The 11,505-nt window shown below is 68.0% G+C and carries 11 protein-coding genes; 3 read left to right on the forward strand and 8 right to left on the reverse strand.

All coding sequences use genetic code 11. From position 1 onward, the window contains the following. Positions 1-5 precede the first annotated feature (5 nt). From RALTA_RS09255 to surE, 3 genes are read right to left on the reverse strand one after another with little or no spacing between them, the layout of a single operon-like run. A complete protein-coding gene (locus RALTA_RS09255) occupies positions 6-878 on the reverse strand; it encodes a peptidoglycan DD-metalloendopeptidase family protein (RefSeq protein ID WP_012353173.1) in 873 nt (290 codons plus the stop codon). Positions 879-886: 8 nt separating this feature from the next. Beyond that, positions 887-1,807, reverse strand: coding sequence for a protein-L-isoaspartate(D-aspartate) O-methyltransferase (locus tag RALTA_RS09260; RefSeq protein WP_012353174.1), 921 nt, complete (start codon positions 1,805-1,807; stop codon positions 887-889). 43 nt (positions 1,808-1,850) lie between these two features. Next, entirely contained in the window at positions 1,851-2,603 is a 753-nt protein-coding gene (gene surE, locus RALTA_RS09265; RefSeq protein WP_012353175.1) for a 5'/3'-nucleotidase SurE, read from the reverse strand. 219 nt (positions 2,604-2,822) lie between these two features. Here surE and RALTA_RS09270 point away from each other — a divergent pair, with 219 nt between their 5' ends. Beyond that, positions 2,823-3,797: an NADPH:quinone oxidoreductase family protein gene (locus RALTA_RS09270; RefSeq protein WP_012353176.1), complete on the forward strand. Its 975-nt coding sequence runs from the start codon at positions 2,823-2,825 to the stop codon at positions 3,795-3,797. A 205-nt stretch (positions 3,798-4,002) separates the two neighbouring features. Here RALTA_RS09270 and RALTA_RS09275 read toward each other — a convergent pair whose 3' ends face one another. Then, complete coding sequence (locus RALTA_RS09275; RefSeq protein WP_041232155.1) at positions 4,003-5,061, reverse strand: porin; 1,059 nt, start codon at positions 5,059-5,061, stop codon at positions 4,003-4,005. A 239-nt stretch (positions 5,062-5,300) separates the two neighbouring features. Here RALTA_RS09275 and RALTA_RS09280 point away from each other — a divergent pair, with 239 nt between their 5' ends. Together RALTA_RS09280 and RALTA_RS09285 are read left to right on the forward strand one after the other, a co-directional pair. Further along, positions 5,301-5,975 (forward strand): response regulator, encoded by a 675-nt coding sequence (locus tag RALTA_RS09280; protein ID WP_012353178.1) that lies wholly within the window; start codon positions 5,301-5,303, stop codon positions 5,973-5,975. Beyond that, complete coding sequence (locus RALTA_RS09285) at positions 5,972-7,390, forward strand: sensor histidine kinase (RefSeq protein ID WP_012353179.1); 1,419 nt, start codon at positions 5,972-5,974, stop codon at positions 7,388-7,390. The genes RALTA_RS09280 and RALTA_RS09285 overlap by 4 nt, the downstream gene beginning before the upstream one ends. A gap of 61 nt (positions 7,391-7,451) precedes the next feature. Here the strand turns inward: RALTA_RS09285 and RALTA_RS09290 are convergent, their stop codons facing one another. From RALTA_RS09290 to RALTA_RS09305, 4 genes are all read right to left on the reverse strand, one after another. Next, positions 7,452-8,243, reverse strand: coding sequence for an ABC transporter permease (locus tag RALTA_RS09290; protein ID WP_012353180.1), 792 nt, complete (start codon positions 8,241-8,243; stop codon positions 7,452-7,454). Between the two features lie 39 nt (positions 8,244-8,282). Then, positions 8,283-9,095, reverse strand: coding sequence for an ABC transporter ATP-binding protein (locus RALTA_RS09295; protein WP_012353181.1), 813 nt, complete (start codon positions 9,093-9,095; stop codon positions 8,283-8,285). Between the two features lie 130 nt (positions 9,096-9,225). Beyond that, positions 9,226-10,269: an ABC transporter substrate-binding protein gene (locus RALTA_RS09300; RefSeq protein WP_012353182.1), complete on the reverse strand. Its 1,044-nt coding sequence runs from the start codon at positions 10,267-10,269 to the stop codon at positions 9,226-9,228. Between the two features lie 178 nt (positions 10,270-10,447). After that, complete coding sequence (locus tag RALTA_RS09305) at positions 10,448-11,464, reverse strand: Bug family tripartite tricarboxylate transporter substrate binding protein (RefSeq protein WP_012353183.1); 1,017 nt, start codon at positions 11,462-11,464, stop codon at positions 10,448-10,450. Between the last annotated feature and the right edge of the window lie 41 nt (positions 11,465-11,505).

Below are 11,505 nucleotides of genomic sequence, written 5' to 3' on the forward strand. Positions count from 1 at the left end.
AACCCTCACTGTGGCGGCAGGTACCGCATCGGATCAACCGGTTTTCCGTTCTTGCGAACTTCGAAGTGAAGCTTCACCCGGTCGGTATCACTGTTGCCCATCTCTGCAATCTTCTGGCCTTTGCGGACCGAGGATTGCTCGGCGACGAGCACCTTGTCGTTGTGCCCGTAAGCGGTAAGAAATGTCTCGTTGTGTTTGATGATGACAAGATTCCCGTAGCCGCGCAAGGGGCCTACGTGAATCACCCGACCGTCATCCGCGGCCAGCACCGAATCGCCCTTCTTGCCCGCAATATCGATGCCTTTATTGCCCTTGTCGTCGAATTTACCGACCATCTGGCCGGTCGCGGGCCATGCCAGCTTCACCGAGCCGTCGGCTGCCGGCGCCGACGCCGGCGCGGTCGCGGCGGGGGTTGCGGCCGGCGCCGAAGCCGCGGCGGCAGGCGTGGCCGGCGGCGACACGGGCGTGCCGTTCGGACGCGCCTGGTCGATCGGCTGGGCCTGCACGGTGCCCGGCGCCACCGGCATGGTCGCCACGCCCGGCGCAGTGTTGACGTCGGCACCCGGCGGCACGATGCGCAGCAGCTGGCCAACCTCGATCTGGTTCACGTTGGTCAGGTTGTTCCACGCCGCCACATCGCGATACGACTGGCCGTTCTCCAGCGCGATACGGTAAAGGGTATCGCCTCGCTTGACCCGATAGTGCCCGGGCGGCGCCGGTTCCAGCGTCGCCGCCGTGGTACCGGACGTGGAGGTACGGTCGACGACCGGCGCCGGCATCGGCGAATTGGCGCAGGCGGCCAGCAGCGCCGCCAGCGACGTCGCCGCAAGAAGTTGTCCGGCGCGTGCGAAATTTTGCGATTTCACGGTGTTGTGCATAGTTCGACTCAGATGGTGCCCGATTTTAAGGGCACAAAGAAAACGGCTTCAAGCGCGGTTCGGTGAAAGCGATGGCGGTTGCGCCGCTCGATCAGCAGCAGTTGCTGCGTCACGGTCTGGCCGGGCACGCCCGCCGGCGGCACCACCGCCACCGGGGCGATCAGGCGCCCGCCGATGGCCAGCTGCTCCAGCAGCGCTTCGGGGACCTCCATGCCGGCCGCGGCGAGGATGATGGCCGAGAACGGCGCGGCCTGCGGCAGGCCCAGCATGCCGTCGCCGTAGTGCAGGCGCAGATTGGGCACGCGCAAGGGGCGCAGGTTCGCCTTGGCCTGCTCGTGCAGCGACCGGATGCGCTCGATCGAGAAGACATCGCGCGCCACCTGGGCCAGCACCGCGGCCTGGTAGCCGCAGCCGGTGCCGATCTCGAGCACGCGCTCCAGCGGCGCATCGGCGCCGAGGCCCGCGCGCAACAACTCGATCATGCGCGCCACCACCGACGGCTTGGAAATGGTCTGCTGGTGGCCGATCGGCAGCGCCGCGTCTTCATACGCCTGCGACGCCAGCCCCGGCTCGACGAACAGGTGGCGCGGCACCGTGGCGATGGCCGACAGCACGCGCTCGTCGCGGATGCCGGCGGCGCGCAGCCGCGCCGCCAGTGCCGCGCGGGCACGCGCCGAGGCCATGCCGCCGCCGCCCGCGGTGGCCGCCGAGGCGCGCTGTTCGACCGCGCTGGCAGGCACCGGCACGGGCGCGGGCGCCGCCGTGCGCGGCAGGCGCGGCTTGGCCGGCGTGGCAGTCTTGGACGCGGGCGCGGCCGGGCGCGGCGCGCCTACCGCCGGCATGCCGGCGGTACGGGCAGGCGCGGGCTTGCGCTCGACCACCGCATCCAGCGGCAGCGGGAATTTGTTGCGAGGGGGCGTGGAACTCATCGGGGGCGCGGCGCGGCGATTCTGCGGCTCGGGACCGGCGGCCCTACTTCAGCCACTGGTCGAGCGCGTCGAGCTGCCCGCGGTGGGTCAGGTCCAGCTGCAACGGCGTGAGCGAGACATAGCCCTGCGCGGTCGCGTGGAAGTCGGTGCCCTCGCTGGCATCGCGCGCGTCGCCCGCGGGGCCGATCCAGTAATTGGTATCGCCGCGCGGGTTGACCTGCGTGATCACCGGCTGCGACGGATGGCGCTTGCCCAGGCGCGTGGCGCGATAGCCCCGGATATGTTCGAACGGCAGGTTCGGGATATTGACGTTGAGCAGGAACGGCTCGGCCGGCGGCGTGCCGATGATGCGCTCCACCACGGTACGCGCCACGCGCGCGGCGGCATCGAGGTGCTCCCAGCCCTTGTCCACCTGCGAGAAGGCCACCGAGGGAATCCCTAGCAGGTAACCTTCGATGGCGGCGGCGACGGTGCCGGAGTACAGCACGTCCTCGCCCATGTTCTGGCCCTGGTTGATGCCGGACACCACCAGGTCGGGCTTGTCCTCGAGCAGGCCGGTCAGCGCGATATGCACGCAGTCCGTGGGCGTGCCATTGACGAAGCGAAAACCTTTTTGCACGCCTTCGCGCGCCTCGTAGACCGACAGCGGACGCTGCAGGGTCAGGGAATTGGAAGCGCCGCTATGGTTCTGCTCCGGCGCGATGACCGTGATCCGGCCCAGCGGCGCGAGCGCAGCATGCAAAACGGCCAGTCCCGGCGCGAGATAACCGTCGTCGTTGGCGAGAAGGATATGCATGCCGCGATTGTACCTGAGCACAGGCGCGCAAGCGGCCCGCGCGCCGCCCGATGCGGCCCGCCGCGGCGGCGGCGCCAGCACAGTATGCAGGCCGCAAATGACCGCCTCAACGGCTTCCGCATGAAACAGAACGACCGTGCTATTCGTGCGCTACACTTGCCCCGCCGGCCCGCGTAAGCTTGACTGGCGCGGCATGCCAACCACACCACCGGAGACAAGATGAAAGCCGTACTGTGCAAAGCCTGGGGTCCGCCCGATTCGCTGACCCTGGAAACCCTGCCCGACCTGGTGCCCGGCAAGGGCGAAGTGGTCATCGACGTCAAGGCGGCGGCGGTCAACTTCCCGGATGTGCTGATCATCCAGAACAAATACCAGGCCAAGCCCGAACTGCCGTTCACGCCGGGTTCGGAACTGGCCGGCGTGGTCAACGCGGTGGGCGAAGGCGTCACTCACGTCAAGCCCGGCGACAACGTCATCGCCTACCTGGGCAATGGCGCCTTCGCCAGCCAGGCCAGGGCGCCGGCGGCGTCGGTGGTGCCGATGCCGCCCGGCATCGACTTCGAGACCGCGGCGGCCTTCACGCTGACCTACGGCACCTCGCACCACGCGGTGATCGACCGCGGCGAACTGAAGGCGGGCCAGACCATGCTGGTGCTGGGCGCGGCCGGCGGCGTGGGCCTGGCGGCGATCGAGATCGGCAAGGCCATCGGCGCGCGCGTGATCGCGGCCGCGTCGACCGACGAAAAGCTGGAAGTGTGCAAGCAGCACGGCGCCGACGCCTTCATCAACTACAGCACCGAAGACCTGCGCGAGCGCATCAAGGCGCTGACCGACAGCAAGGGTCCGGACGTGATCTACGACCCGGTCGGCGGCATCTATGCCGAACCGGCGTTCCGCTCGATCGGCTGGCGCGGCCGCTACCTGGTGGTGGGCTTCGCCAACGGCGAGATCCCCAGGCTGCCGCTGAACCTGGCGCTGCTCAAGGGCGCCTCGCTGGTGGGCGTGTTCTGGGGCGATTTCGTGCGGCGCGAGCCGAAGGCCAACCAGGCCAACATGGCGCAGATGCTGGGCTGGATGAAGGAAGGCAAGATCCGCCCGCATATCTCGGCGCGCTACCCGCTGGAACAGGCCGCGCAGGCGCTCAAGGACATGGAAGCGCGCAAGGTCACCGGCAAGATCGTGATCGTGCCTTGATGGCCGGGCCCCGGCGCGTCGGCCGACGCGCTGGGACCGGCCCAAAAAAAGTACGGCGCAGGCAGTGCGGCTACACCCTGCGCCGTGCGAGGCAACCCGCCTCAAGCCGCCTGTTGCCCCCGATGCGCACACCCCTGCGCGGGCCAACAGGCGGTTCCCAAAACAGCCAGCCCCCGGCCGGGCCGTTTTCCGGAAATCCTGCTGGTCAGAAGCGATGCTGCAGGCCGGCCATGACGCCGGTCTGGTTGTTGGCAAAGCCGACCAGGTCGCGCGACACGCTGACGTCCTGGCCATTGCGCGCCTTGGCATAGCCGACTGACAGATAGGCCAGCGTGCGCTTGGACAGCGCGTACTGCCCGCGCAGCGAGAACAGGATGGGATCGGCATCGTTGCCGCCCTTGATGTTCTGCTTGTAGACCGCGCCGTACAGCGTGAACGCCGGCGTGAAGGCGTAGCTGGCGCCGCCCCAGTACATGTCGCTGCGTTGGCTGGCCGCGCCGGTGGTGAAGGCGCGCTTGTAGTTGCGGTAGCCGGCAAACAGCTTCAGGTCGCCGAAGTCATAGCTGGCGCCGGCATGGATACCCTGGATGTAGTCGGTGCTGTCGGCAGGCGTGGTGCTGGTGCCGGCGCCGTTCTGCCGGTCCCAGGTGGCGGCCGCGGCGAACTTGCCGGCGTTGTAGCCTGCGCCCAGCGCGTACTTGGACGCGCTCTTGAAGTCCCCCGCCACTTCGCCCAGCGCCACCGTCGCGCCGAGCTTCAGGCCGCCGAAGCTGCCGTCGTAGCGGATCGCATTCGAGGCGCGCGAGAACAGGCCGTCCTTGCGCCCGCCCGTGGCCGTCGACGACGTTGCCCACGAATAGGCCGGCGCATAGCCCATCGGGTCGAATGGCAGCATGAAGTCGTAGGTGGTGGTGAAGGTGCGGCCCAGCACCACCTGGCCGTAGCGGCTGGACAGGCCTACGGTGGCGCGCCGGTCGAACAGCGTGTTGTCGGTATCGAGCCGGCCGGTGTCGATGGCGATGCCGCTTTCCAGGTTGAAGATCGCCTTCAGGCCGCCGCCCAGGTCTTCGCTGCCGCGGATGCCCCAGCGCGAGGTGTTCTTGCCGCCCGAGGTCAGCTTGACCGCCGAGCCGTCCGGTCCCGCGTGGCTGACATATTCGATGCCCGCATCCACCAGCCCGTACAGGGTCACGTTCGATTGCGCGGACGCCGATCCCGCGGCAGCCAGGCCCATCACGGCGCATGCCATTGCCGTACGCTTCATTGCCATCTCCTTCCTTGTGCTTGTTGTGGTATTCGTCAGCGGCCGGATGGTAGGTGACGCGCACTTTCAGTTCGCTTTCGGATCGCAGGCTTTTCACGGCCCGGGCGCCACGGCGGGGGTTAGTGGTTTCCCTAGCTTCAAAGCCGACGCGGTTCGCTGTATCTGTCTGGCCTTCGCCGTTCCGGCCGTCCCGATCGCTGTGGCCGGGTTCCGGCATTGCCGCCTGACCGCCCTGCCCCATGCGTATCCTGCTTGCCGAAGACAATGTGATGCTGGCCAGTTCACTGAGCCAGGCCCTGGACCAGGCCGGCTTCACGGTGGACTGCATGCACGACGGCCACAGCGCGGACACGCTGCTGAGCACGCAGGACTACGCCCTGCTGATCCTCGATCTCGGCCTGCCAGGCATGGACGGGCTGGAGGTGCTGCGCCGCCTGCGCCAGCGGCGCAATCCGCTGCCGGTGCTGATCCTGACCGCGCACGGCTCGGTCGAGGACCGCGTGCGCGGCCTGGACCTGGGCGCCGACGACTACCTCGCCAAGCCGTTCGACCTGTCCGAGCTGGAAGCGCGGGCCCGCGCGCTGATCCGCCGGGCCCATGGCCATGACAGCACGCAGATCGCCTTCGGACCGCTGCATTACGACAGCGTCAGCCGCGCCTTCCTGCTGCATGGACAGTTGCTGCCGCTGACCGGGCGCGAGCGCGCCGTGCTCGAGGTACTGCTGCTGCGCGATGGCCGCGCCGTCAACAAGGGGGCACTGTCGGAGAAGATCTTCGGCATCGACGAATCGGTCAATCCGGACGCGATCGAGATCTACGTGCACAGGCTGCGCAAGAAGCTTGACGGCAGCGGCGTGGCCATCGTCACGCTGCGCGGCCTGGGCTACCTGCTTGAAGCGCGGCCGGCGGCATGAAGCGGCCGCGCCAGGCTCCCAGCCTGCGGCTGCAGCTGTCGCTGTGGCTGCTGCTGCCGCTGATGGGCCTGCTTGCCTTCGACGCCTGGCTGACCTACCAGCGCGCGATGTCGGCCGCGCATACCGCCTTCGACCGCACGCTGGAGGCGTCGCTGCGCGCCATGCGCGAAGGCATCCGCCTGCACGAGGGACGGCTCGCGGTCGAACTGCCCAACCTCGCGCTCGAGCTGTTCGACGGCCAGGCCGGCCCGCGCATCTTCTACCGCATCCGCGCCGAAGACGGCGCCACCGTCACCGGCTACGACGACCTGCCGATGCCGCCCGACGCGCCCCTGCAGCTGTACCGCACCGTGTTCTACGACACCCGGTTCCGCGACCAGCCCTTGCGCATGGCGGCGCAGCCGCTGCCGGTGCGCGACGTCGGCTCGGCGCGCACGCGGCTGGTGTGGGTGCTGGTGGGCGAGACCATCGAGCCGCGCCAGCTGCTGGCGCGCGACATCCTGATCGGCTCGCTGCTGCAGGAGCTGATGCTGGTGACGCTGGCGCTTGGCATCGTCTGGCTCGGCGTGCGGCGCGGGCTGCGGCCGCTGCACCGGCTGTCCGACACGGTAGCGCGGCGCGGCACGCAGCTGGCCCCGATCGAGCAGAAAGACCTGCCCGCCGAGATGAAGCCGCTGGTGCAAGCGCTGAACCAGTACATGGCGCGGCTCCACGGCATGGTGCTGGCGCGCAAGCGCTTCTTCGCCGATGCCGCGCACCAGCTCAAGACACCGCTGGCGATCATCCAGGCGCAGTCCGAACTGGCGCTGCGCGAACGCGACGGCGAACGCGTGCGCGAGCATATGCGGCAGCTGCACGGCACCGTGCGCCACGCCTCCAGGGGCGTGCAGCAGTTGTTGTCGCTGTCGCGGCTGGAGCCCGATGCGGGCTACATGCCCGCGCTGAGGCCGCTGCGGCTCGACACGCTGGCGCAAGGCGTGGCGCTGGACTGGGCGCCGGTGGCGCGTGGCAGTGGGGTCGATCTGGGATATGAGCACGAAGGCCCGGTGGAAGTCACTGGCCAGGCTGAGCTGCTGCAGGAACTGACAGGCAACCTGATCGACAACGCGATCCGCTATGCGGGCCGTGGCGCGGTGGTGACGGTGCGCGTGGCGGCGGATGGCGGCGTGCCGCGGTTGCAGGTGATCGACAACGGCCCCGGTATTGCGCCGGATGAACGCGAGGCGGTGTTCCGGCGCTTCTATCGCGGCGCCAGCGGGCAGGCGGTGGAAGGCAGCGGCCTGGGCTTGTCGATCGTGCGGGAGATCGCGCGGCTGCATGGCGCGACGGTAGTGCTTGGCGAAACGCCGGGAGGCGGATTGACGGTGTCAGTGCAATTCGGCGCTGTCGACGACAGCATCGAGGCATGTCCATAACCGCTTGGGCACGCCCTCTCCCGCTTGCGGGAGAGGGCGCAAACCGTCGCCGAAGCAACAGTCAGAGCTTCTCCGTCTCCCCGCTCTTCGGCTGCCACTTCATCAGCCGCTTCTCGCCGATGCCGACCATCCAGTCCAGCACCAGCGCAAACGCGGTCAGCACCACGATGCCGGCGAACACGGTATTGATGTCGAAGGTGCCCTCGGCCTGCAGGATCAGGTAGCCCACGCCGCGCGCCGAGCCCAGGTATTCGCCCACCACCGCGCCGACGAAGGCCAGGCCCACCGAGGTATGCAGCGACGAGAACACCCAGCTGGTCGCGCTCGGCAGGTAGACGTGGCGCAGCAGCTGCTTCTGATTGGCGCCCAGCATGCGCGCATTGGCCAGCACCACCGGGCTCACTTCCTTGACGCCCTGGTAGACGTTGAAGAAGACGATGAAGAACACCAGCGTCACCGCCAGCGCCACCTTCGACCAGATGCCCAGGCCGAACCAGACCGCGAAGATCGGCGCCAGGATCACGCGCGGCATCGAGTTCATGGCCTTGACGTAAGGATCGAGGATGGCGGAGGTCATCGGGCTCAGCGCCAGCCACAGGCCCACGCCCAGCCCCGCCACCGTACCGATGCCGAAGGCCAGCACGGTCTCGATCAGCGTCACGCCCAGGTGCAGGTAGATATCGCGCTCGACGATAAACCAGTTCCAGATGCGTTGCGCCACCATCAGCGGCTCGCCAAAGAAAAACGCGACCTGCTGCGAGCGCGTGGCGGCGTGCCACACGCCGAGGATCACTACCAGGACGAGCAGCTGCCACACGCGCAGCATGCCCTTGGAATCAGTACGGAATGCCATCGGGATTCAGTTCTTGTTATGAGTTGGACGCAGGGCCGGTCAGGCCACCTTGCGCTGCTGGGCGTAGCCCTTGAGCACTTCCTCGCGCAGCACGTCCCAGATCGCGGCGTGCAGCTCGACAAAGCGCGGGTGGTTGCGGATCTCGGCGACGTCGCGCGGGCGCGGCAGGTCGATCGCGAATTCGCCGATCGGGTGCGTGCCGGGGCCGGCCGACAGCACCACCACGCGGTCGCTCATGGCAATGGCCTCGTCCAGGTCGTGGGTGATGAAGAGCACGGCCTTGCGCTTGGCGGCCCACAGCTCCAGCACTTCGTTCTCCATCAGCTGGCGGGTCTGGATGTCGAGCGCGGAGAACGGCTCGTCCATCAGGATGATGTCCGGGTCCAGCACCAGCGTCTGCGCCAGCGCCACGCGCTTGCGCATGCCGCCCGAGAGCTGGTGCGGGTAGCGGTCGCCAAACCCGCCCAGGCCGACGCGGCGCAGCCATTCCTCGCCCTGCCGCACCGCCTCGGCGCGCGCGGTGCCGCGGAATTCCAGGCCGGCAACGACGTTGTCGAGCGCGCTGCGCCACGGCATCAGCGCCTCGGTCTGGAACATGTAGCCGGCGCGCCGGTTGATGCCGCGCAGCGGCTCGCCGAACACGCGCACCTCGCCGCTGGAAGGCTCCAGCAGGCCGGCGCCGACATTCAGCAGCGTGGACTTGCCGCAGCCGGTGGGACCCACCACCGATACGAATTCGCCGGGCTGGATCGACAGCGTGACGTCCCTGACCGCGGTATAGCGCTGGCTGCGGTCATCGCGCGAGACGAAGGTGCAGGTGACCTGGTCGAGTGAAAGTGCGGGAATGCTCATGATGAACCGTCTCGGACCCGCCCTGGCGGCGCGGGACGCGGCGCGGGCGAGTGATGATGGAGGGGCCGTCGCTGCCGCAAAGCAAAGGCCCGCTGCGGGCAGCGGGCCGATGGCGTCGACGGCAGGAAAATTACTTGTACTTGGCGTTGGCCTTCTGCACGAAGGCGTTGGTGTAGGTCTCTTCCAGCCTGATCGACTTGCCCTTCAGTTCGGCATCGAACTGGCCCAGCGCGTTGAGCGCGGTGCGCGGGCCGTCGGCCGGCATGGTGCCGTCCGGCGAGATCGCTTCCTTGACCTTTTCCCACGCGGCCAGATACAGCGCGCGGTCGCCCAGCAGGTAGCTTTCCGGCACGGTCTTGACGATGTCGGACGGGCCCGCCTTCTGCAGCCACTTGAGCGCGCGCACCATGGCGTTGGTGAGCGCCTGCGTGGTGTTCGGGTTCTGCTGGATGAAGGCCTGCGACGCATACAGGCAGCCCGACGGCATGTTGCCGCCGAACACCGCCTGGGTGTCCTTGAGCGTGCGGGTGTCCGAGGCAATACGCACCTCGTTCTTCTGCGTCAGCATCGACACCACCGGGTCGAGGTTGGCCATGGCGTCGATCTGGCCCGAACGCATCGCCGCCACCGCGCCGGCGCTGGCGCCCACGCCGATGAACGACACGTCCGAGGGCTTCAGGCCGGCCTTGGCCAGCACGAAGTTGGCCATCATGTTGGTCGACGAGCCCGGCGCGGTCACGCCGATCTTCTTGCCCTTCAGGTCGGCGATCGACTTGAAGTTGGGCATGGTCTTGTTCGATACCACCAGCACGATCTGCGGGGCGCGGCCCTGCAGCACGAACTCCTGGTAGCGCTGGCCCTTGGCCTGCAGGTTGATGGTGTGCTCGTAGGCGCCCGAGACCACGTCGGCGCTGCCGCCAACCACCGCCTGCAGCGCCTTGGCGCCGCCGGCGAAGTCGACGATCTCGACGTCCAGCCCTTCTTCCTTGAAGTAGCCGAGGCGCTCGGCGATGGTCAGCGGCAGGTAATAGAACAGGTTCTTGCCGCCCACCGCGATGGTGACCTTGGTCTTTTCGGGCTTGCCCTGCGCCTGAGCCTGCCCGAACGTGAACCAGCCGGCCAGGAACAGCGCCAGCGCAATCAGGAATTGCTTCCAGAATTTCTTGTTATACATGCGAGATCTCCTACCCGTGTGGACTGGCGCCGCGGCAACGAGCGCTTGAAGGGGGGCGCCGCGGTGCGGCAAATTGCCATGCTACCGGGCGGCGCGGTGCACCGCATCGGTATCTATACCTAGCAAACCAGCCAGCTTAGCGCCCTTACCTTTCGATCACCTTGCCGCAGCGCTGGCGTCATTCGGCGTGGATGTCGGCGGACTTGATCACCTTGGCCCAGCGCGCCAGCTCGGCCTTCTGGTATTGCGCCAGCTGCTGCGGATTCATGTACTTGGCCTCGGCGCCCAGTTCCTCGGCCTTCTTGCGGAAGGCCTCGGTGCGCATGATCTTGTCGATCTCGCCGGTCAGCTTGTCGACCACCGGCTTGGGCGTGCCCGCCGGCGCGTACATCGCAAACCACGACGACACGTCGAGGTCGGGGTAGCCGGCCTCGGGCGCCGACGGCACGTCCTTCAGGCTGGGCAGGCGGGTCTTGCTGGTCACCACCAGCGGACGCAGCTTGCCGGCGGCGATATGGCCCATCAGCGGCGGCGGCGTGGTGATGGTCAGGTCGACCGAGCCGCCCAGCAGGTCGGTCATGGCCGGGCCGGTGCCCTTGTACGGCACGTGGGTGATCCTGGTGCCGGCCATCTGGTTCAGCAACTCGGTCGACACGTGCTGCAGCGAGCCGTTGCCCGACGAGGCGTAGTTGAGCTTGTCCGGGTTGGCCTTGGCGTAGGCCACCAGTTCCTTCAGCGACTTCACCGGCAGGCTCGGGCGCACCACCAGCACCTGCGGCGCCGACAGGATATTGGCCACCGGGGCAAAGTCCTTGACCGGGTCCCACGACAGGTTCTTCACCAGCAGCGGCGTGATCACGTGGAAGCCCGAGTATTGCAGCATCAGCGTGTAGCCATCGGGCTTGGCGCGCGCCACCAGGCTCGCGGCGATGCCGCCGTTGCCTCCGGGACGGTTGTCGACCACCACCGGCTGGCCGAGCGCCTTGGACAGCGGCTCGGCAATCATCCGGGCGGCGAGGTCGGTGGTGCCGCCGGCCGCGGCCGATACCACCAGCGTGACCGGCCGGGTGGGATAGCTGCCGTCCTGTGCCAGTGCAGCGGGCGCGAACCACGCCGCGCCGATCGCCGCAAGCGTCGAGACAATTGCCTTGCGTCGTGCGCGCATGGCGGGCTGGTGCTGAGGGGCTTCCTTCATGAGGGTCTCCGTTTGGTCTTGTGGATACGTTGTTGTTATGC

This window comes from Cupriavidus taiwanensis LMG 19424, assembly GCF_000069785.1.
In the GTDB taxonomy this organism is placed as follows: Bacteria; Pseudomonadota; Gammaproteobacteria; order Burkholderiales; family Burkholderiaceae; genus Cupriavidus; species Cupriavidus taiwanensis.

Bases quoted from the DNA above. Each gene is read 5' to 3' on its own strand.
- RALTA_RS09295 (WP_012353181.1), bottom strand. From the start codon at position 9,095: ATGAGCATTCCCGCACTTTCACTCGACCAGGTCACCTGCACCTTCGTC.
- RALTA_RS09260 (WP_012353174.1), bottom strand. From the start codon at position 1,807: ATGAGTTCCACGCCCCCTCGCAACAAATTCCCGCTGCCGCTGGATGCG.
- RALTA_RS09275 (WP_041232155.1), bottom strand. From the start codon at position 5,061: ATGAAGCGTACGGCAATGGCATGCGCCGTGATGGGCCTGGCTGCCGCG.
- RALTA_RS09290 (WP_012353180.1), bottom strand. From the start codon at position 8,243: ATGGCATTCCGTACTGATTCCAAGGGCATGCTGCGCGTGTGGCAGCTG.
- RALTA_RS09270 (WP_012353176.1), top strand. From the start codon at position 2,823: ATGAAAGCCGTACTGTGCAAAGCCTGGGGTCCGCCCGATTCGCTGACC.
- RALTA_RS09255 (WP_012353173.1), bottom strand. From the start codon at position 878: ATGCACAACACCGTGAAATCGCAAAATTTCGCACGCGCCGGACAACTT.
- RALTA_RS09280 (WP_012353178.1), top strand. From the start codon at position 5,301: ATGCGTATCCTGCTTGCCGAAGACAATGTGATGCTGGCCAGTTCACTG.
- RALTA_RS09285 (WP_012353179.1), top strand. From the start codon at position 5,972: ATGAAGCGGCCGCGCCAGGCTCCCAGCCTGCGGCTGCAGCTGTCGCTG.
- surE (WP_012353175.1), bottom strand. From the start codon at position 2,603: ATGCATATCCTTCTCGCCAACGACGACGGTTATCTCGCGCCGGGACTG.
- RALTA_RS09305 (WP_012353183.1), bottom strand. From the start codon at position 11,464: ATGAAGGAAGCCCCTCAGCACCAGCCCGCCATGCGCGCACGACGCAAG.
- RALTA_RS09300 (WP_012353182.1), bottom strand. From the start codon at position 10,269: ATGTATAACAAGAAATTCTGGAAGCAATTCCTGATTGCGCTGGCGCTG.